Here is a 20,601-nt window from a genome sequence, read left to right on the forward strand (position 1 = left end):
GTTCCCGTACCCGGCCGGGGTGTGGCCGCACCCCTCGGGAGGCGCCTGGGCCTACCACCGTCCGATCGGATCTGCACCTTCGAATCCCGACCCGAGCGCTTTGTTCACCTTCGATTCAGGTGCGATCCAGCCAAGGTAACAAGTCGGACAAACGGCGCAATGACCGAACGTGATCATCGGATCGCATGTTTATGCCTTTTGCCGCAACGGATTCCGAAGCAGTTCCGACGTTGACGCGATCAATACGCCCAAGGTTCCATTGCGGCCCGGGAGCGACTGGACCAGAGACCCAGCACACCAGCCAGCGGAGGCGATACCGCTCCCACCCCAGGACCGCACAGAGCCGATCGGAAGCCACATGACCGACACGCTTCGCCCGCCACAGACCGTAGCCGCCTCGGCGGCCGGGGCGGCCGCGCCCCAGCAGCTCAAGCGCTCGATCGGCGTCGTGGGCGGAACACTGCTCACGCTGTCCTGCGTCACCCCGGCGTCGACGCTGTTCGTGATCGTGCCGGAGCTGTTCTCCAGCATCGGCAGCGCCACCGCCCTGGCCATCGCCATCGGCACCGTGCTCTGCGTCGCCGTCGCGTTCTGCTACTCCGAGCTCGGCACCCTGATCCCCAGCGCCGGCGGCGAGTACGCGATGGTCGGCACCCTGGCCGGACGGCTGATGGGCTGGCTGGTCTTCGTGCTCTCGCTGATCGTGGTGATGATCGTCCCCTCGGTCATCGCGCTCGGCACCGCCGACTACCTGGCCCCCGTGCTGCACGTCGACAAGGCCATGACCGGCGCCGCCGTGATGCTGGCCGCCACCCTGGCCGGCCTGCTCGACCTGCGCGCCAACGCCTGGATCACCGGCATCTTCCTGGTCCTGGAGGTCATCGCGGCCGGCGTCGTCTCGGTGCTCGGCTTCGCCCACGCCAACGACCACGCCCCCAGCCTGCTGCACGGCGTGGTCACCGGGGACGGCGGCGCCACCGCCACGGTGAGCATCGGCGCCATCGTCGGCGCGCTCGGCATCGCCCTGTTCATCACCCAGGGCTTCTCCACCGCCGTCTACCTCTCCGAGGAGCTGGAGAACCCCCGCCGCAACGTCTCGCGCACCGTGCTGTGGACGCTCGGCATCTCCGCCGCCGTCATCCTGATCCCGGTCGTCGCCATCACCATGGGCGCCCCCGACCTGCAGACCCTCACCTCCGGCGACATCTCCGGCATGGTCACCGCCTGGAGCAACTCCGCGGTCGGCACCTTCATCAGCCTCTGCGTCGCGCTGGCCATCATCAACGCCGGCATCGTCATGGTCATCCAGAACTCCCGGGTGCTGTTCGCCTCCGCCCGTGACAAGGCCTGGCCGGAGCCGGTCAACAAGGCCTTCGGCACCCTCGGCCGCTTCGGCTCCCCCTGGATCGCCACCCTGGCGGTCGGCCTGCCCGGCGCCGCGCTCTGCTTCGTCAAGGGCGAGCTGCTGAGCAACATCACCGGCGTCGCCGTCACCGGGATGTACCTGCTGGTCGCGATCGCCGCGCTGCTCTCCCGCCGCGCCCACCACAAGCACGCCGCCGCCTGGCGGATGCCGCTGTGGCCGGCCGTCCCGGTCGTCCTGATCGCCGTGCTGGTCTACGTGATGACCCAGCTGGACACCGAGCCCCTGCTGTGGACCGGCGGCATCACCGCCGCCGCCACCCTCTACTGGCTGTTCTACCTGCGCCCCCGGCAGGACACCCGCTGGGTGATCAGCCTCCCCGAGGACCAGCAGGACTGACCCCCCCCCCCCCCCCCACCTCCCCCACACAGCGGTGCCCCGGGCCTCCCCCAAGCCCGGGGCACCGCCGCGTTCGCACCGCTACTTCCCGGCCTTCCACGCCGGGCTGAGGGCGATCGCGCGCAGCTGCTCCTCGGTGAGCAGCGGCTTGCCGCTCGGGCCCTGGGCGGCCGTGACCGCGATGCCGTTCGGGTGCAGGGCGTTCACGGTGAGCGGCATCTTGTCGGCGCCGTCCGGGCCGCCCCGGGTGAGCACCTTGTTCCCGTCGGGCAGGGTGAGCGCGTCCTTGTAGGCCTGCTCGTCCGCGGACTTCGCGCGGTTCTCCACCCGCAGCACCACCGAGCCGGTGGTCTGGCCCTGGGCCAGCTGGAAGGTGGCCACCAGCGGACTGCCGCTGCGACCGGTCACGGTCACCCCCGGCGGCAGCAGCCGGGTCAGGGTGGCCTCCCGCTCCTCCAGCGACAGGCCCGGGTCGAGCGCCGTGACGTCGACGCCGTCGAACCCGACCGACGCGACGACCCGGTCCCAGGACTTGTCGGTGACGATCGCCTTCAGCTGGTCGAGGGTGAGCGGCGGCTCGGGACGGCTGTCCGGCGCACCCTTCTCCGCGGCCGCGTTCCACTCGCTCAGACTGATCTCCCGGCCGTCCGGACCGGTCAGCAGGGCGTGCCACTCCTTGGTGGTGGCCCGCTTGTCCGGGTACTCGTACCCCTGCAGGAGCTGGAGCCGGGAGCCGTCGGGCAGGGTCGTCCCGGTGCAGGAGTCGAGCTGGGCGAGCTTCAGGTCCGCTGGGCAGCTGTTCGACTGCCCCTGGCCGGGGCGGTGCTTCTGGATGCCGATCTGGATCAGCGACTTGCCCCGGCCGTCGTCGAAGACCACGTCCGCGGCGGCGAAGGTGCCCTTCGTCTGCTCGTCGTCGGTGCCGCGTCCCTTGCCCTGGGTGGTCTCGCCCTTGGGCAGCAGGGCCCGGAGGGTCGCCAGCACCTCGTCGCCGGTGACCACGTTCGGGGCGGAGGGCTGCGCCGTCGTCGGCGTGGCCACGGGGGTGCCGCTGCCGGCGGTGAAGGTCCGGGCGGGGGACGCCGCCACGGTGCCCGCGTCCTTCGCCGGGCGGCCGACCAGGTACACCGCGCCGGTGCCCACCAGGGCCAGCGCGGCCGCGCCGCCGACCAGGGCGGCGGTCGAGCGGCGGCGCCAGCGGCGGCGGCCGTGCTGGTAGCCGCCCGCGACCAGGCCGCCCTGCTCGGCGCGGAAGCCCTCACCCGTACGAGTGATGGCATAGAGAAGATCGTCCTCGAACTTGTCCGGTTCGGACATGGCTGTCTCCTTGGGTCACGGGTCACGGGTTGCGGGAAGTGCCGGTCGGGGCCGGGGCCGGTCTCAGCGGACGGCGAGCTCGGCCAACGAGTCGCCGAGCAGGGCGCGCAGCCGGGCCAGCGCACGGGTGGTGCGGGTCCGGACGGCACCGGAGGACACCCGCATCACCTCGGCGGTCTCCTCGACGCTGCGGTCCTCCCAGTAGCGCAGCACCAGGACGGCGCGGTCCTTGGGCGGCATCCGGCCGAGCGCGTCCAGGAGGGTCAGCCGCAGGCTGCTGTCGGCGTCCTGCCCCGGCGAGTCCGGCAGGGCGTCGGTGGGCCGCTCGCCGCTGGAGCGGCGGCGCTGCTGGGCGAGGAAGGTGCGCACCATGACGGTGTGGGTGTACGCCGCCGGGTTGGCGATCCGCTCCCGGCCGCCGGTGAAGGCGCTGCGCCGCCAGAGCACGTACATCCGCCCGAGGGCCTCCTGGACGAGGTCCTCGGCGTAGTGGGTGTCACCGCTGGTGAGCAGGCAGGCCGAGCGGTACAGGTGGCTGGTGCGACCGGCGACGAGTTCCAGGAACTCCGCGTCCTTGGCCTCCCGGCCGGTCCTGATCCACCCCATGTCCGCCGCCCCCCGCGGTCCGTCCTCCCCGACACTTCATCGATGCGGTGGGAGGGCGGCGGTGTTACACGCGTGGCGGAGGAACTTTCCGGGACGTCCGGATCAGTCGGCGGACTTGCGCCGGTGGTCGCGCAGCACCACGCCGCCGCCGACCAGCAGGGCCACCAGCAGCGCGCCGACGCCGAGGACGTACGTCGCGGTGCGGCCGTCGCGGTCGGCCTGGGTCTCGCCGAGGCCGACCGGCCGCGGCACGATCGGCACGGAGGCGAGCTGCACCGGGGCGTCCGGGGTGGCGGCCATCGGCGCGACGTCGGGGGCCTTGGTGACCGCCTTGACCGGGTCCACCACGCCCCAGCCGACGAAGACGTCCGGGTCGCGCTGGGTGCGCTGGGCGGTCTGCTCGATCCAGGCCCGCACCTGGGCCGGCTTCCAGTCCGGGTGGGCGCCGACCAGCAGCGCGGCCAGCCCGGAGACGTAGGGGGCGGCGAAGCTGGTGCCGTTGTCCACGCACTGGCCGCTGCCGGGCACGGTCGACAGCATGTCGACGCCCGGCGCGGCCACCTTCACGAAGGAGCCGTACTGGGAGAACGGTGCGCGCTCGTTGTTGCGGTCGGAGGCGCCGACGGACAGCACGGTCGGGAAGGCACCCGGATAGGTGTCCCCCTCCTTGCCGTCGTTGCCGGAGGAGGCGACCACCACGACCTTGCTCGACTCGGCGAACTCGACCGCGGCCTTCAGCTCCTGGTAGCCGCCGAAGCGCGCGTCACCCGCGCCGCGCACGTCCTGGGAGATGTTGATGACCTTGGCGCCCTTGGCGACGGCCTCCCTGATCGCCTGGACCAGGGTGGCGACGTCGCCGTTGCCGTCGCTGTCGTTCTGCCGGATCGAGAGGATCTGGGCGTCGGGGGCCAGCCCGACGAAGCCGGTCTTGTCGCTCCTGCGGGCCGCGATGATGCCGGCCACCTTGGTGCCGTGACCGACCGGGTCCTCGTAGGAGTGGCCGGGGACCGGCTCCTTCGTGTCCCGGTTGACCAGCAGGTTGGAGCCCTCCTGGACCTTGTCGACCAGCGTCGGGGCACTCTTGTCGACGTTCGGATCGGTGGCCACGACCTGGCCCGCCAGCTGCTGGTTGACCCGGTCGACCCCGGTGTCGATGACCGCGACCTTCACGCCCTTGCCCGTGGTCCGCCCGCCCTGCCACAGCTCGTCCAGCAGCATCCGCTGGAGCGACCACGGCACGGTCTGCACGTCGGGCGCGTTCTTCGGGCAGTCACCCGCGGCGGCCAGGCCGGTCCCGCCGTCGGCGTACGCCGGAGCGGCGAGCGGGCCGCCCAGCACCGCGAGCGCGGCCAGTGCCGCGGCCGCCTTCCGGTACCCGCGTCCGGCCACCCTGCCACCCCTCATGTCGTCCACCCGTGCCGCGCGCCGAGGGGCGGGTGCCCGGAACCCGGGTACCCGCCCCTGTCGTTCCCGATGGGAACCCGTGATCAGTTGTGCCAGAGGCTGGCGTTCTTGTCCTCGGTGGTGCGGTAGCTCTGCGCCGCGCTCTCCAGCGAGCTCGCGATCTGGTTGCAGGTCGTGTGCAGGTCGGTGGCGGCCGAGTCCCACTTGTCCTGCTGGATCTTGTAGCCCTCCTGGGCCTTGCCCTGCCAGCTCTGGGCGATGCGGGTGACGTCCTTCTTCAGGTCGCTCAGCATCTGCTCGATGCGGCCGGCCGAGGCCTTGACCTCCTCGGCGGCGTTGTGAACGGTCTGGAAGTTGACGAGAATGTGGTCGGACACGTTGTCTCCCTTGACGAGGGTGCGGAGCGTCCCGCGGTCAGTGGCGGACACCCCGCCGAGCGGCGGTTCGGAACAGACCGGTGATCAGCGCGGGTGCGCCGATCAGCCCTGGGTGTTGGAGAACATCGCCTTCTGCTCTTCCTCGGTGGTCGCGTACTGCTTGGTGGTCGCCTCGATCGCGTGCTTGATCGCGGTCAGCGACTCCTTGAGCTTCCCGATGTCCTCGTTGACCTTGTTCTGCAGGTTCGTGTAGGCCGTCGCCGCCTGGCCCTGCCAGCCGACGGTGATGCCCGAAACCGTGCTGATCAGCTTGGCGCGCTCGCCCTCGATCTGGCCGATGGCCTGCTCGATCTTATTGGCGAAAGCCAGCATTTCCTGAGCAGTCATCGTGAACTGACCCTGAGCCATGCTCCACCGTCCCCCATGAGACAACAATTGCGTGTGCGGAGGGCCCCGGAGGACCCGACCGCCGCATCACAGGCGTGATGCCCAGCAGCACTGTAGTCGGCACACGCAGCTCGCCCAACACTGAGCACGGAGTAGTTACCAGACCATGACACTGCGGCCAATTCCGTTGCCGCGCTTGGCCGGTCAGGCGTTCTGCGGCTGCGCGGCGCTCTTCGCGGTGAGCGGCGGGCCCGCCGGCACCAGGTCCGACCACTCGTGCGGCACCGGCAGCGGCTGGAGGCCCTGGTAGCCCAACCGCGCCTGGTTGCCGCCGGTTTCGTCCTGCGGCGGCCCCGACTGCTGGCCCTGCTGCTGGTCCGGCGCCCCCGGGTTCGGGGTGCTCGACGGCGGGGTCGGCGGCTTCGCCGCACCGCTCTGACCGGGCTGCGCACCCGGCGTCGGGGTCGCACCGCGGCCACCGTCGCCGTTCGCCGGAACGGCGTAACGCAGCCCGGTCTCGGTGATCAGGAAGTCGGTGCCGGAGCCGGCGGTGGTGTTGTTCAGCGCGCGGTAGAACAGGCCGTGACCCGGGGTCACGTACGCGGCGCCGGCGCCGTTGTTGTACGGCGCGGGGTACGAAGTCCCGGCCCAGACGCTGCGCTTGGGCGTCTTCCCGTCCTCGGCGACACCGTCGAAGGTGCTGCACACCACCAGCCGGGCGTCCTGGCGGTCCTGCCAGTTGTTCACCGGCGCACCGGACTTCAGCGGCCAGTCGGCCGCGGTGCCCGGCAGCGGGGTCTCGCTGCCCGACACGGACTGGTCGGCCGGGGTCATCTCGTCGCTGCGCGGCTTCTTGTCCTGGTCGTACTTGTAGAGCATCTGGAACGCCGGGTTCTGCCGGATCAGGTCCGCCTGGAACTGGGTGACCAGGAAGAGCCGGTCCTTGCCGACCACGTAGTTGCGGTCCTGGTAGTGCACCAGCCGGCCGACCCGGCGGTCGGCGGCGTTCCCCAGCTGCACGGTGGAGTTGGCGTTCTGGCTGTCCGCCGCCCCCTCGACCTGCGGGAAGGTGATCGGAGTACCGGTGACCAGGGTCTCCAGCCAGTCCCGCTTCACCCGCTGCGGCACCGCGTTGGGCCCGAAGACCGCGGTGATCAGCGACTTGCGCTCCTTGTCGTCCGACTGCGGGGAACCGATCTCGTGCTTGCGGCCCTGCGCGTCGACCAGGAAGACCTTCGGGCCCGTGGCGGCCTGCTGACCCGGCGCCGGCGCGGCGGAGACCTGCTGCTCGTCGGCCTGCTGCACCAGCATCAGCTGGTCCTGGCCGAGCTTCCGGTCCTTGGCCGCGAGCGCCGCCGCGTCCGCGCCCGCCGCCACGAACACCGCCTGGTTGACGGTCTCCTGCTTCTCGTCCGAGCCCGGGCGGTCGCACACCGTCCACTTCATCGACTGGCTCGCGTTGTCCTTGCTCGGCAACTTGTCCGGCGCGTACGGGATGCCGATGGTCGGACCGTGGTTCGGGTAGCGGTCGAGCACCCCGTCGTCGACCACCACGACCTTGGCCTCGGCGGGCAGCACCAGCCGCGCCGAGGACATGTTGAGCACCTGGTGCAGCCGCTTGGTCTTGCCGTCCGGGTCGGTCAGCACCACGTACCGGGTGGTCGACTGCTTGCCCTGGATGATGTTCTTGCCGTCGTCCCACTTCAGCGGGGCACTGGGCTTGAACACCCCCCAGACCCCGAACCCGGCCACGGCCACCGCGCCGACCAGGATGCTCGGGAGCACCGCCTTCACCGGACGCGGCGCGTCCTCGTCGCTCCCGCCGCCGGAGGGCAGCAGGAAGGCCCCCACCGTCCGCTTGCGCGCGAAGGTGTAGGCGTTGAGCTCGTCCCGGCGCGATGCCATCCTCGTCGTCCCCCTAGTCAGACGTTGTCGGACGTGTCAGACCGACCTGCCCCGTGGTCCACCCGCCGGGCGCGAACCGGCGCGAACCCTCTACGATGCGGCAGCAGACGGTGAGTACGGTACGGGTACGGTCCGCGAACCAGCCAGCCGGGCCGCGACAACGGATCAGAGAGGGCCACCGGGGGATGCCAAGCCAGACCGCTCCAGGACGCCGCCGCAGCATGGGCGGCGGGAGGTCGCGCCGGTCCGGCCGGGCGCAGCAAGGCGGCCCGGCCGCCGAGCCGGGGCCCGTCCGACCGCAGCCGGACGCGGGTGGCGGCGGCGCCGTCCAGGTCCGCGTCAACCCCCGACCCGGGCTGCTCGGCGGGCGGCTGAAACTCCAACAGCTCGTCCTGGTCGAGGTCGCGGTGGCCCTGGTCGCGATCGGCTGGACCATCAGCCGCCCGGTCGCGGCCGGCTTCGGCGCGGTCGCGCTGGTGCTGCTCGTCCTCGCCGCCGTCCCGGTGCGCGGCCGGACCGTCCCCGAGCTGCTGCGGGTCCGATCCGCCCTCAAGTCCCGTCGCAAGCAGGCCCGTACGCTGCTGCCGCCGGCCGGCACCGACCCGGCCCTGGCGCCGGCGCTGGAGCTCGAACCGGGGCTGCGCACCTGCACCCACGCCACCGAGGCCGAGTTCGGCGGCCGCCCGGTGCGCCGCGAGACCGGCATGGTCGGCGACGGCACCTTCCTCAGCTCGGTGCTGCTCATCCAGGCGAAGGACCAGCCGCTGCGCCCGGTGCGCACCGCCCTGCCGCTGCCGCTGGACGTGATCTGCTCGGCGCTCACGGTGGACGACATCACCCTGGAGTCCGTGCAGCTGGTCCAGCACACCCAACCCGCCCCGGCCCCGCACCTGCCCGAGCAGTCGCTGGCGGCCCGCGCCTACCGCGAGCTGCCGGACGGCACCTCCACCCCCGGGCTGCGGCTGACCTGGGTCGCCCTCAAGCTCGACCCGGAGCGCGCGGCGACCGCCGTCCGCGCCCGCGGCGGCGGCGAGGAGGGCGCCCGCAAGGCGCTGCAGCGGGTGACCGACCAGCTGGCCGGACGGCTCAACAGCGCCGGGTTCAACGCGACCGTGCTGGACGAGCGCGAGCTGATCGCCGCCCTGTCCATCTCCGCCTGCGCCAACCCGATCGCGACGGCCGGCCGCCAGGGCACCGGCAGCGGCGGCGGCACCACCCGCCGCACCCAGGAGGGCAACCGGTTCTGGCGGATCGACGACCGCTGGCACACCACCTACTGGATCTCCCGCTGGCCGCAGCTGAGCCGCCCCGGCGGCTCGCCCGGCCGGATCGCCGCGCCGGACCTGGTCAACCTGATCACCGGCACCCCGGCCCTGGCCAGCACCTTCAGCCTGACCGCCGGACACGGCACCGGCGGCTCGGTGACCGTCAGCGGACACCTGCGGGTGACCGGGCGCAGCGAGAGCGAGGTCGGCCAGGCCGGCCGCCAGGTGGAGACCCGGGCGCAGAGCGCGGGCCTCGGCCTCGTCCGCCTCGACCTGGAGCAGGCCCCCGGCATGCTCGCCACCCTGCCGCTGGGAGGAGCGTCCTGATGGCGTACCAGACCTATCCCGCCCTCGGCCCGCAGCCCGGCGCCGAGCAGCGCCGGACCCGGCCGCGGATCCTGCCCGGCTTCGGGCTGCGCGGCCCGCGCCGGGAGAAGCACGTGCTCGAACCCGCCGACCTCGCCGCGCTGGCCTTCCCGGTCGGCGACGACGGCGTGGTCATCGGCGTCGACCCGCAGGGGCTGCCCGCGGTGCTCGGCCTCTTCCGCCCCAGCGCGTACGACCTGGTGCTGGTCGGCGGCATGTGGACGGCGCAGGTCATCGCCCTGCGCGCGGCCGCGATCGGCGCCCGGGTCGTGGTGGAGACCGCCCGCGGACAGCTGTGGGGACCGCTGGCGCAGGCCGCCGGCGGCGGCCAGCCGTGCGTGACGGTCCACCAGGTCGGCCGGCTCGGGCCGCAGGGCGCCTCGGTGGCCTCACCCGTCCTGGTGGTGCGTGACCTCGGCGCCCGTCCGCCGCGCAGCCGGCTCTCCGCCGCGCCCTGGCAGACCACCCTGACGCTGCTGCCGTACCTGGGGCCGAACGCCTCCCGGGTGCTTAACGCCGCCGACCTGGTCGGTGTGCAGCGGATCTCCCCTCAGGAGGCGGAACTGACCGGCCGGGTGCTGTCGCTCCCGCCGGAGGACGTGGCCACGCTGCCCACCCTCGGCGACGACCTCACCCTGTGGGCGACCCGGATGCGTCGCCAGTACGTACGGGCCGTGGCGGGGCAGGCGGAACAGCAGGTGCTCGGCGGCCCGCGCCGGATGGACTGAGCGGTGGCTCGCCGCACCCGGCGGGCCGCCGCGGAACCGAAGCCGCCTTCAGCAGGGGTTGCCGTACGGCCTAGTCTTTGATGCGGCAACGGCACCGCTGAACAAGCGGCGGCGAACACGAGGGAGCCAGAGTGAGCAGCGATCGGGACGGCGTCTACGTCGGCGACAACGCGGCAGAGGACGACGACGACTGGTCGGACGCGCCTGACTACACTCCCCCGTCCTGGTACGTGCAGACGGACGCCCCAGCGGCTCCGGTGAGCCCGTCCGCCGGGCCGGCCGACGCGCCCGCGCAGGTGCCCGTGCCCGCGCCCGCCGCGGAGGCGGCGCACTCGGCTGCCCCGGTGGCGGCGCAGGCTCCGGCTCCGGTGCAGGCGCAGGCCCAGGCTCCGGTGCAGGCTCCGGTCCCGCACCAGGCGCCGGCCCCGACGGCCGCGCCGGTTCCGGCCCCGGTCCCGACTCCGGTGGCCGAGGTCGCGCCGACCGCCGTGCCGGCCACTGCCCCGGCACCCGTCCCGGCCACGGCGCCGGCCCCCGCACCCGTCGCGCCGGTGCCCCCGATGCCGCCCGTGCAGGCCGAGGCCCAACACGTCCCGTTCCCGACGGCCACCCCGTCGGCCTCCGCCGCCCCGCTGCAGCCGCAGGCCGCCGCCCCGGCCTGGCCGGCCGCGGAGGCCCCGGCACAGCAGCCCGCGCCCCAGCCGTACCCGGCGGCCCCGGCACCCGCCGCGACCGCGCAGCCGGGGCAGCCCGTCCCGCCGCAGTCCTACGCGCAGCCGCCCGCCCAGCCGCTCCCGCCGCAGAGTCCGCAGGGCTTGCAGGGCCCGCAGCACCCCCAGGAGCAGCCGGCCGCCTGGGACCCGCAGGCCGCGTGGGCGGCCCAGCAGGCGGCGGCCCAGGCCCAGCAGGCCCCCGTCGCCCAGCAGCAGCCCGCTCCGGCCCCGCAGGCCGGCCCGGTGGACCCGCGCCAGGGCGGCTGGCCGCAGCCCGCCGCGTACCAGCAGCCCGGCCAGCCCCTGCCGGGCCAGCCCCAGCCCGGCCAGCCCCAGCCCGGCCAGCCGCTCCCCGGCCAGCCGCTCCCGGGCCAGCCCGTCCAGCCGCAGCAGACGCAGCAGCCGGGCCCCGCGCAGCCGTGGCAGCAGCAGCCGCAGGCGCAGCAGCCCGCCGCCTTTCAGCAGGCCGCCGCCCCGCAGCAGACCGCGCACGGCGCGCCGCTCGGCTACACGGCCGCCGTCGAGCTGTCCTCGGACCGGCTGCTGCGCAGCCAGCCCAAGCAGCAGCGCCAGCAGCCGCGGTTCCAGTTCGGCGGCAAGGCCGCCGCGGCCGAGAAGGCCCGCAGGCTGGAGATCATCCGCACGCCGGTGCTGAGCTGCTACCGGATCGCCGTGATCAGCCTCAAGGGCGGGGTCGGCAAGACGACGACCACCACCGCGCTCGGCGCGACCCTGGCCAGCGAGCGCCAGGACAAGGTGATCGCGATCGACGCCAACCCGGACGCGGGCACCCTGGGCCGCCGGGTCAAGCGCCAGACCGGCGCGACCATCCGCGACCTCGTCACGGCCATCCCGCACCTGCGCAGCTACATGGACATCCGTCAGTTCACCTCGCAGGACCTGAACTCGGGCCTGGAGATCCTGGCGAACGACGTCGACCCGGCGGTCTCCACCACGTTCAACGACTCGGACTACCGCCAGGTCATCGACGTGCTGGGCCGCCAGTACCCGATCATCCTGACCGACTCCGGCACCGGCCTGCTCTACAGCGCGATGCGCGGGGTGCTCGACCTGGCCGACCAGCTGATCATCGTCTCCACCCCCAGCGTGGACGGCGCCTCCAGCGCCTCGACCACCCTGGACTGGCTGTCCGCGCACGGCTACGCGGACCTGGTCCAGCGCAGCATCACGGTGGTCTCCGGGGTGCGCGAGACCAGCAAGATGATCAAGGTCGAGGACATCGTCGCGCACTTCCAGACCCGCTGCCGAGGCGTGGTCGTGGTGCCGTTCGACGAGAGCCTGGCGGCCGGCGCCGAGGTCAACCTCGACATGATGCGGCCCAAGGTCCGCGAGGCGTACTTCGAACTGGCCACCCTGGTCGGCGAGGACATCGCCCGAGCCCAGCAGGCCGCCGCCCAGCAGTCCGCCTGGCAGCAGCCGCAGGCCCCGCAGCCGCAGCCCTACCAGGGCCAGGCCGCGCAGGCCCCGCAGCCCGCCCCCGGCGCGCCCTGGGGGCCACAGCAGGGCACGCCGCAGCCGGGTTACGACTACGACTGCTACCCGCCCGCCCAGGGCCAGCCCCCGGCACCTGCACCGGACGGCTACCAGCCCCCGCCGCCCGGCTACGGCTACCCGCCCGGCCAGGGCCAGCCCCCCGCGCCCGGCTACGGCTACCCGCCCGGCCAGGGCCAGCCCCCCGCGCCCGCGCCGCAGGCCGCACCGGAGGGCTACCAGCCGCCGCCCGGCTACGGCTACCCGCCGCAGGCACCGCGGCAGTGACGGAACGGGAAGGGCCCGCCGGTCAACGGCGGGCCCTTCCGGCGTCCCCGGGGCTCGGAACCCCGTCGACGCCGCTCGCGGCGCTCAGGCGCCGTCGGTCAGCTCGCGGGCGCGCTTGACGTCGTCGGCCATCCGGTCCAGCAGCGCCTCGATGGAGTCGAACTTCTCCATCCCGCGCAGGTAGGCCAGGAAGTCCACCGCGACGTGCAGCCCGTACAGGTCCAGGCCGACCCGGTCGATGGCGTACGCCTCGACGGTGCGGGCGGTGCCGTCGAAGGTCGGGTTGGTGCCGACCGAGATCGCGGCCGGCATCCTCTCGCCGTCAGCGGTCAGCCAGCCCGCGTACACGCCGTCCGCCGGGACCGCGCTGTGCGGGACGGTCTCGACGTTGGCGGTCGGGAAGCCCAGCTCGCGGCCGCGCTGCGCGCCGCGCACCACCTCGCCCTCGACCCGGTGCGGGCGGCCCAGCACCTCGTTGGCGCCCGCCATGTCCCCGGCCTCGACCAGCCGGCGGGTCAGGCTGGAGGAGAACGGCTCGCCGTCCCCGGCCGTGCCGCACACCTGCAGGTCGACCACCTCGACCTCGAAGTCGTCCGCCCGGCCCAGCTCCGTGAGCAACGCCACGTCGCCCGCGGCCCGGTGCCCGAAGCGGAAGTTGGGTCCCTCGATGACGACCCGCGCGTGCAGCGCGTCCACCAGGACCTGCCGGACGAAGGTCTCCGGGGACTCCTTCGAGAACTCGGTGGTGAACGGCAGCACCAGCACCGCGTCCACGCCGAGCTCCGCGATCAGCTCGGCCCGGCGCGGGTGCGGGGCGAGCAGCGGCGGGTGGCTGCCCGGGCGGATCACCTCGCGCGGGTGCGGGTCGAAGGTCACCACGACCGAGGGGAGGCCGAGTTCGCGGGCACGCTCGACCGCCTGCCCGATGATCAGCTGATGCCCGCGGTGCACCCCGTCGAACGAGCCGATGGTGACGACGCTGCGTCCCCAGTCACCGGGGATCTCCTCCAGGCCACGCCAGCGCTGCACCCGAACCGCTCCTTGTTCCGTACGGCGCGTACCCTCTGTACGCTCAAACGCTCAAAACCCGAACCCCTATAGCGTGCCATGCGCCTGCCCCGGCTCAGGCACCGGAATACGGGTTGAGCGCACCGGCGGCCGTACGGCCCGGTCCGGCGCCGTGCGTTCCGCCTCCGCGGCGGCGTACTGCGGGTCCCGGCCGGCCGCCGTCAGGGCCCGCATCCGGGCCAGCCGAGGACCCTCCGGCGCGGCCGGGGCGGCGTCGCTCGGCCACCGGACGAGCAGCCTGGCGAAGGCCGCGGAGTGCCCGGCGCAGCGCACCAGCAGCCCGTCGGCGTCCGCCAGCGCGGCCGTCGTCCGGGCCAGCACCGCGCGGGCCCGGGCCGGCTTCTCGGCCGCGCAGTGCTCGGCCAGGCGCTCCACGACGGCGGTCAGCACCGCGGGGTCGGTCTCGGTGGCGAGCAGGGTGTCCAGCAGTTCGCAGCGCAGCGCGTCCGCCGCCGGGTCGGCCACCGGGACGGACAGCACCTCGGCGAACGGCCGCCGCACCGCCGCCGCACCGGCGGCCAGCGCGGCGCCGAGCAGCGCCCGCAGCTCCAGCCGGTCGGCCGGGCCGGCACCGGACGCGCGCGCCAGCCGGCGGCCGAGGTAGTCGACGGCGACCGGACCGGCCAGTCCCGGGTGCGCGGCCAGCAGCCGGGCGGCCAGTTCGGTGCCCTGCCGCACGGCCACCGGCGCCGAGGCGTCGGCCAGCACCCGCAGGGTCTCGGCGGTGGCCGGGTCGGGCGCGGCCAGCCGGTCGGCGAGCGCGGCCAGGACGGGCCCCGGGTCGCTCTCCAGGGCCGGGGCCAGCGCGCTCGGGGTGAGGAAGGCGTCGCCGCCCGCCCGGTGCAGCGCGAGCGCGGCCGGCAGGTACTCGGCCCGGGTCGCCGGGTCGCCGACCAGCAGCGCCAGCGCCGCGCCGTGCAGGCCGGGCTCGTCCTCGCGGGCGAGCAGGGTCAGCGCGGCGAAGCGCAGCAGGTCCGCCGCGGCACCGGTCGCGTACGGGGCGGTCCGCAGTGCGTGCGCGGCCGCGGCGACGTGCCGCTCGGGCCGCCGGTCGTGGCTCCAGCGGTCCACCGCGCGGCAGAGCGCGGACGGCTCCTCGGCGGCGAGCACGGTGAGCAGCGCGTCCGCCCTCGGGTGCGCGGCGTCGGCCAGCGCGTCGACCAACTCGTCCAGGGCGAACCACCGGTGGGTGTACAGCAGGTCGTGCGCGAGGTCGGCGACGCCGGGGCACCCGTGGGCGCCCGGGCGGCCCGGCAGCCCGCGCGGGTCCTCGAACCAGGCGCAGAGCAGGGGGAACACCGTGACCGGGTCGCTCCGCAGCCGCCCGGCCACTGCGGCGAGGTAGCGCCGGCCGGGGCCGTCGGCGACCACCAGCCTTCGCAACAGGTCGAGTTCGGCCTCGACCGGCAGGCCGAGGCCGGTCCAGAACGCCGGGCCGAAGGAGCCGAGCCCGGCGGCCGGGAGCACCGCCGCCCCGCCTGCCGCGCCGCCCGCCGCGGCGGCCCGCTCGGCGATCCGGCCGGCCAACTGGTCGAGCAGCGCCCGGTGTTCGACCGGATCGGGGCTGGCGGCCAGGCCGGCGGTGAGCAGCCGGGCCGCCCACCAGGCGGGGTCGCTGCCGGGCGGGCGCAGGTCCAGTGCGCGCCAGATCCGGTGCAGCCACGGGTCCAGCGCGGGGGCTCCCCAGGTCTCGCCCACCCGGCGCAGCGCGGCGGCGACCGGGCCGATCCGGTGCCGGGGGACGGAGTTCGCCCCGGCGGCCCGGCCGCGCTCCGCCGACGCCCCGGCAGGCGACGGGGGCGTGTCCGCGGCCTCGCCGAGCAGCAGCCGCAGCGCCGCGTCCAGGTCCAGGTGCAGGCCCTGCAGCCAGTCGGCGAACTCCCCGTGCGCGAACCGGAATCCGGGCCCGGCGGGGACGAACAGGCCCTCGGCGAGCACTGCCGTGGCCCAGCCGCCGTCGACCGGGAACAGCTCCTCGAAGCCGGCCCGGTCCAGGCCGCCGGGCTCGCTGCCGAGCATCCGCCGGGCCGCCTCGTGCACCCGGCCCGCCACGGCCGCCGCCAGCCGGCGCACCCGCCCGTGGCGCGGTCCCTGCGGCCGGGCCGCACTCCGGCGGTGCGCGCCGGGGCGGCGCGGCCGGCCGCCGTCGGCCAGCCGCTGGGCCACCCGCAGGCAGCGCAGGTCCAGGAAGGCGCCGAACAGTTCGCCCCGGCGCACCGGCCCGTCGCGCAGCCCCTCGGCCCACAGCTCCCCGGCCAGCCGGACGGCCAGCGGGTGCCGGGCGTCCTCGGCGGCGGCCGGGCGGCCGGGCGGCAGCCCGTACCGGCGGCGCACCCGCTCGGCGGCCTCGACCGGCAGCGGACCGAGCCGCTGCCCGGCCAGGCTCGGCGCGCCCGGGCCGCCGCCGTCCATCCGGACGGTGGGGGCGCTGCTCAGGTCCCCGTCCGGGAGCGGCTCCCCGACGCGCTCCGCACCGGCCGTGCCGCTGCCCCAGGTCTCGGCCGCCAGCCGCTCCCAGAGCTCCTCGCCGCAGGCGGTCACCAGCCGTGCCCCGCAGCCCGTCAGCCACTGCCCGGCGCCGCGCAGCCAGCGGGCGTCCAGCCGCGCCGGGGCCTCCTCCGGGCCGTCCAACACGACCAGCAGCGGCCGTCCGGCCGCCGCGCACAGCGCCGCGACCGGCTCGGGCGCCGGTGCCGGGATCTCCAGCCCGGCCGCCGCCGCCGCCAGCGCCCGCTCCACCGGTTCGGCCAGCGAGCGGTCCTCGGCACGCAGGTCGGCGCCGCGCAGCCAGAGGGTGGGCAGCGGACGGGCGGCGCCGGAACGGCGGGCGGCCAGCGCGGCCAGTTCGGTGGAGCGCCCGCTGCCGGGGGCGCCGACCAGCGCGGTCACGGTCGCGGCCGGCTCGTCCCCGGTCAGGCCGTCCGGCCGGTCCACCCGGTCGGCGGCCAGTGCGGCCACCCGGCCCGGTCCGGCCCCGGCGCCGGCCAGTTGGGCCGCGGTCAGCCTCAGCACCCCGGCCAGGTTGAGCGCCGGGCCGTACGCGGGCGCGGCCGCCGCGTTGCGCGCCAGCAGCCCGGCCAGCGCCTCGGCGACCTCCACCGCCCCGCCCGCGACCGCCACCGCCGGCAGCGCCCCGCCGTGCTGCGGGCCCCGGACGGCGGGCGCGGCCAGCGCGACCACCGCCCCGCTGCGGGCGTCCAGCACCGGCGAGCCGGCCGGCACGGTGACGCCGCCGACCACCGGCACGTCCAGCAGCAGCACCCCGCCCAGCCGGTGCCCGCCGTACCCCGCGCCGGTGACCCCGAGCAGCCCGCAGCGCAGCACGACCGCCCGGCCGTCGTCGCCCGCCAGCGCCGGCAGCAGTACCTCGTGCCCGCCCCCGACGGCGGCCGCCGGCAGCGGCGGCACCGGCAGCCCGCCGACCGCGTCGGTGCGCAGCAGCGCCAGCCCGTGCTCGGGCAGCGGCAGGACGGCGTCCGGGCCGAGCACCCGGGTCTGCCCGCCGGGGGTGTGCAGGACGACGCGGTCCAGCCCGGCCACGCTCTCGTGCGCGGTGAGCACCCCGCCCTGCGGGTCGGCGACGAACCCTAAGCCGTGCAGCCGCCCGTTGAGGTCGCGGATCCGCAGCAGGTACCGCCCCGGATCGCCCTCCGGAAACCCCGACATGAATGCCCCTTCGACCGTCGCTCGCTCACCGCCGAGAGCCTGCCCGCCGGGGCGGCGCGCCGACCGCGCCCACGCCGCTCACCACGGGCGTTCACCTCGTGCGCTCCCTCGTGCGGGTGATCCGGTCCGACCGGAGGGGTCCCCTGGAACGGGACATCCCCGCCGGGAGTCCCGGCGGGGATGTCGCGCAGTACTGGAGCTGCGGGCGGCGGTGGGGCCGCGGGCGGCGGTGGGCCGTCAGCCGACGAAGACCGCGACCGGCTTCGCCTGCCCGCCCTTCTCCTCGACCAGGGCGAGGAAGCGCCCGTCCGGGCCGAACACCGCGATCGGCCCGTCCACGCCCAGCCCGGGCGCCTTGAGCCGCGCGCCGTGCGACAGCTTCTGCGCCGAGGCCTCGTCCAGGTCCCAGCGCGGGAAGGCGGCCGCCGCGGCCTCCGCGATCGGCAGCACCTCCAGGCCCGTGGCGGAGTCGCCGGTGACCGCCGCCTCCAGCTGTTCCAGGGTGCGCGCCGACTCCACCCCGTACGGCCCGACCTTGGTGCGCCGCAGCGCGGTCAGGTGCCCGCCGACGCCCAGCCCGGCGCCGAGGTCCCGGGCCAGCGCCCGGATGTAGGTGCCGGAGGAGCACTCGACGGTCACGTCCAGGTCGATCACCGGCGTGCCGTCCTCGGCGACCGCCGCGCGCTGGTCGTGCACGGTGAAGGAGTGGATCGTGGTCGGCCGGGCCGCGAGCTCGAAGTCCTCGCCCTCGCGCACCCGGGCGTACGAGCGCTTGCCGTCGATCTTGATCGCGCTGACCTTGGACGGCACCTGCATGATCTCGCCGGTGAGCGCCGCGATCCCGGCGTCGATCGCCTCCCGGGTGACGGCGTCGGCCGGGGTCGAGGCGGTGACCTCGCCCTCCCGGTCGTCGGTGACGGTGGTCTGGCCGAGCCGGACGGTCGCCTCGTACGTCTTGGCGGTGAGCATCAGGTGGCCGAGCAGCCGGGTGGCCCGCTCGACGCCGATCACCAGCACGCCGGTGGCCATCGGGTCCAGGGTGCCCGCGTGCCCGACCTTCCGGGTGCCGGCCAGCCACCGCAGCTTGGCGACGACCCCGTGGGAGGTGATGCCCTCGGGCTTGTCGACGATCACCAGGCCGTCCGGGCCGGTGCCTTTGCGCTTCATCGAGTTCTTTCTCTGAAAACTTCGGAATACGTCAGCAGGTGGTCAACGTACCGGGCGCAGTGCGCACCGGAACCGCTCGACCACGGCGGCCACGTCCTCCCGGACGCTGAATCCGGCCGCGTAGACGTGCCCCCCGCCGCCCAGTTCGGCACAGGCCGCGGCGACGTCCACCGCGCCCTTGGAGCGCGAGGAGCCGCGCAGCGTGCCGTCCGGGTCCTGCTTGAGCACCAGCGCCACCTCGGCCTCGGCCGGGCGGCGCACGATGTCGATCAGCCCCTCGATCTCCTCGACCGTGACGCTGAACAGCGCCAGGTCCTGGTACGGCACCCAGGTCCACACCAGGCCGAGGCCGTCGGCCGCGTCCGGCTCGTAGACGGCCCGGTCGAGCGCGCCCGCGAGCACCTTGAGGTACCCGAAGGAGGAGGTGTCCCACAGCTGCCGGGAGATCAGGTCGTGCCGGATGCCGGTGGCCAGCAGCCGGCCGGCGAGTTCGTGGGTGGCGGGCGTGGTCGCCCGGTACTTGAACGAGCCGGTGTCGGTGGCGACGCCGGTGTAGAGGCAGGCGGCCAGGTCCCGGTCGAGCTCGACGCCGAGCCGGCGCAGCAGTTCGTCGACCAGGACGGCGGTGGCCGGCGCGGTCGGGTCGATCAGCTGGTGGGTGCCGAAGCCCGGGTTGGAGGCGTGGTGGTCGAACACCACCAGGACGGGCGCGGCGAAGGCCTTGTCGTGCAGCAGGCCGAGCCGGCTCTCCGCGGCCACGTCGAAGCACAGCACCAGCTCGGGCACGTCCGGCACCTCGGCGGCCGGCACGATCAGCTCCTGGCCGGGCAGGAAGGCCAGCGACTCGGGCACGACCTGCGGGTCGTCGCCGAAGGAGACCCGCACCTGCTTGCCGAGCGCGCGCAGCGCCAGCGCCGCCGCCAGCGAGGAGCCGAGCGCGTCGCCGTCCGGGCAGATGTGGCAGATCAGGTCGATCGAGCGGGCCCGCCCGATCTCCGCCACCACCTGCTGCCAGACCAGCTCGAACCCGCTCTCCTCGGCGCGCGGCCCCGGGAGCGCCGCGAGGGCACCCTCCACCGTGATGGTGGAGGGCGCCCCCGTGGTCGATCCGGTTCGCGAGGCGGCCTTCGCCGGCTCACCCGCCATGACTACTCGTCCTCGTCGTCACGCTCGGACGCCGGGACCCGGTACGGGTCCGCGTCGCCGGCGTAGGTCGCCCCGGCGGCCTGGGTGCACACCTCGGCGTCGGAGTGCCGGGCGCGGTCGAGCAGGTCGTCGATGTTCCGGGCGTTGTCCGGCAGCGCGTCCGCGACGAAGGTCAGCGTCGGGGTGAAGCGCACCCCGATCTTGCCGACCTCGGAGCGGATGACGCCCTTGGCGCTCTCCAGCGCGGCCGCGGTGGCCTGGCGCTCGGTCTCGTCACCGAAGACGGTGTAGAAGACGGTGGCCTCGCGCAGGTCGCCGGTCACCCGCGTGTCGGTGATGGTCACGAACCCCAGCCGGGGGTCCTTGATCCGTCGCTCCAGGGTCTGGGCGACGACCACCTGGATGCGGTCGGCGAGCTTGCGCGCCCTTGCGGTGTCGGTCACGTTGCCTCCTCGTGCAGTGGGCCCGGTACCCGGGCGAGCTGCGCACCCGTCGGGGCCCAAGCCCCAAAGTACCGGCCCGCGCCCGGCCTTGCGGGCGCTCTCGGTCCTGATCTGTGTGAGAACGGCGACTTCCGCCGACCGGCTCCACAGCTCTCATTCGTCGTCGTCGTTGTGGTACCTCCTCCTCGCGGAGAGGAGTTGCACCTCGGGGCGGCCGGCGACCAACCGCTCACAGCTGTCCAGGATCTCGGTGACGTACCCGGCTTCGCCGGACACCACCGCGAGGCCGATCTCGGCCCGGCGGTGCAGATCCTGGTTCCCGGTCTCGGCAGCGCACACGCTGTACTTGCGCTGCAGTTCGGCCACGATGGGCCGCACGATCGAACGCTTCTCCTTGAGCGAGTGGACGTCGCCCAGCAGCAGGTCGAAGGTGAGTGTTCCCACGAACATGTGTGACAGGTCTCGCCGACCTGGAAGGCCTCGGGGGGGCAGCCCGGAACGG

At 74.7% G+C, this 20,601-nt stretch carries 16 protein-coding genes; 4 read left to right on the forward strand and 12 right to left on the reverse strand.

What is annotated here, in order from left to right; genetic code table 11:
* Positions 1 to 358: 358 nt before the first annotated feature.
* On the forward strand, positions 359 to 1,762 hold the full coding sequence (locus tag ACIRST_RS33895; protein ID WP_350525447.1) for an APC family permease: 1,404 nt from the start codon (positions 359 to 361) through the stop codon (positions 1,760 to 1,762).
* Between the two features lie 81 nt (positions 1,763 to 1,843).
* Here ACIRST_RS33895 and ACIRST_RS33900 read toward each other — a convergent pair whose 3' ends face one another.
* The 6 genes from ACIRST_RS33900 to eccB form a co-directional block, all read right to left on the reverse strand.
* A complete protein-coding gene (locus tag ACIRST_RS33900) occupies positions 1,844 to 3,079 on the reverse strand; it encodes a hypothetical protein (protein WP_402807251.1) in 1,236 nt (411 codons plus the stop codon).
* 63 nt (positions 3,080 to 3,142) lie between these two features.
* Complete coding sequence (locus tag ACIRST_RS33905; protein WP_402807254.1) at positions 3,143 to 3,685, reverse strand: SigE family RNA polymerase sigma factor; 543 nt, start codon at positions 3,683 to 3,685, stop codon at positions 3,143 to 3,145.
* A 102-nt stretch (positions 3,686 to 3,787) separates the two neighbouring features.
* Positions 3,788 to 5,089, reverse strand: a complete 1,302-nt coding sequence (locus tag ACIRST_RS33910) for a S8 family serine peptidase (RefSeq protein WP_350525450.1) — start codon at positions 5,087 to 5,089, stop codon at positions 3,788 to 3,790.
* An 83-nt stretch (positions 5,090 to 5,172) separates the two neighbouring features.
* Positions 5,173 to 5,466 (reverse strand): WXG100 family type VII secretion target, encoded by a 294-nt coding sequence (locus tag ACIRST_RS33915; RefSeq protein ID WP_402807257.1) that lies wholly within the window; start codon positions 5,464 to 5,466, stop codon positions 5,173 to 5,175.
* Positions 5,467 to 5,568: 102 nt separating this feature from the next.
* Positions 5,569 to 5,853 (reverse strand): WXG100 family type VII secretion target, encoded by a 285-nt coding sequence (locus tag ACIRST_RS33920; RefSeq protein ID WP_402807260.1) that lies wholly within the window; start codon positions 5,851 to 5,853, stop codon positions 5,569 to 5,571.
* Positions 5,854 to 6,057: 204 nt separating this feature from the next.
* A complete protein-coding gene (gene eccB, locus ACIRST_RS33925; RefSeq protein WP_402807262.1) occupies positions 6,058 to 7,758 on the reverse strand; it encodes a type VII secretion protein EccB in 1,701 nt (566 codons plus the stop codon).
* Between the two features lie 185 nt (positions 7,759 to 7,943).
* Between eccB and eccE the strand changes: the two genes are divergently transcribed.
* The 3 genes from eccE to ACIRST_RS33940 all read left to right on the forward strand — a co-directional run bounded on the left by eccE (position 7,944) and on the right by ACIRST_RS33940 (position 12,609).
* Positions 7,944 to 9,350 (forward strand): type VII secretion protein EccE, encoded by a 1,407-nt coding sequence (gene eccE / locus ACIRST_RS33930; protein ID WP_402807265.1) that lies wholly within the window; start codon positions 7,944 to 7,946, stop codon positions 9,348 to 9,350.
* Positions 9,350 to 10,117: a hypothetical protein gene (locus tag ACIRST_RS33935; protein ID WP_350525455.1), complete on the forward strand. Its 768-nt coding sequence runs from the start codon at positions 9,350 to 9,352 to the stop codon at positions 10,115 to 10,117. The genes eccE and ACIRST_RS33935 overlap by 1 nt, the downstream gene beginning before the upstream one ends.
* Positions 10,118 to 10,248: 131 nt before the next feature.
* Positions 10,249 to 12,609: a MinD/ParA family protein gene (locus tag ACIRST_RS33940; protein WP_402807267.1), complete on the forward strand. Its 2,361-nt coding sequence runs from the start codon at positions 10,249 to 10,251 to the stop codon at positions 12,607 to 12,609.
* Positions 12,610 to 12,693: 84 nt separating this feature from the next.
* On the opposite strand, the gene ACIRST_RS33945 is transcribed toward ACIRST_RS33940, so the two are convergent.
* The 6 genes from ACIRST_RS33945 to ACIRST_RS33970 form a co-directional block, all read right to left on the reverse strand.
* Positions 12,694 to 13,638 (reverse strand): bifunctional riboflavin kinase/FAD synthetase, encoded by a 945-nt coding sequence (locus ACIRST_RS33945; RefSeq protein ID WP_350525457.1) that lies wholly within the window; start codon positions 13,636 to 13,638, stop codon positions 12,694 to 12,696.
* A gap of 66 nt (positions 13,639 to 13,704) precedes the next feature.
* Entirely contained in the window at positions 13,705 to 17,343 is a 3,639-nt protein-coding gene (locus ACIRST_RS33950) for a serine protease (RefSeq protein WP_402807270.1), read from the reverse strand.
* A 237-nt stretch (positions 17,344 to 17,580) separates the two neighbouring features.
* Entirely contained in the window at positions 17,581 to 18,510 is a 930-nt protein-coding gene (gene truB, locus ACIRST_RS33955) for a tRNA pseudouridine(55) synthase TruB (RefSeq protein WP_350525459.1), read from the reverse strand.
* A 42-nt stretch (positions 18,511 to 18,552) separates the two neighbouring features.
* Positions 18,553 to 19,656 carry a bifunctional oligoribonuclease/PAP phosphatase NrnA gene (locus tag ACIRST_RS33960; RefSeq protein WP_396552411.1) on the reverse strand — a complete coding sequence of 368 codons (1,104 nt, stop codon included), beginning with the start codon at positions 19,654 to 19,656 and terminating at the stop codon, positions 18,553 to 18,555.
* Positions 19,657 to 19,658: 2 nt separating this feature from the next.
* Positions 19,659 to 20,099, reverse strand: a complete 441-nt coding sequence (gene rbfA, locus ACIRST_RS33965) for a 30S ribosome-binding factor RbfA (RefSeq protein ID WP_402807274.1) — start codon at positions 20,097 to 20,099, stop codon at positions 19,659 to 19,661.
* Between the two features lie 153 nt (positions 20,100 to 20,252).
* Complete coding sequence (locus tag ACIRST_RS33970) at positions 20,253 to 20,549, reverse strand: DUF503 domain-containing protein (RefSeq protein WP_030397729.1); 297 nt, start codon at positions 20,547 to 20,549, stop codon at positions 20,253 to 20,255.
* Between the last annotated feature and the right edge of the window lie 52 nt (positions 20,550 to 20,601).

Origin of the sequence: Kitasatospora sp. NPDC101447, assembly GCF_044767225.1 — a bacterium.
Taxonomy (GTDB): Bacteria; Actinomycetota; Actinomycetes; order Streptomycetales; family Streptomycetaceae; genus Kitasatospora.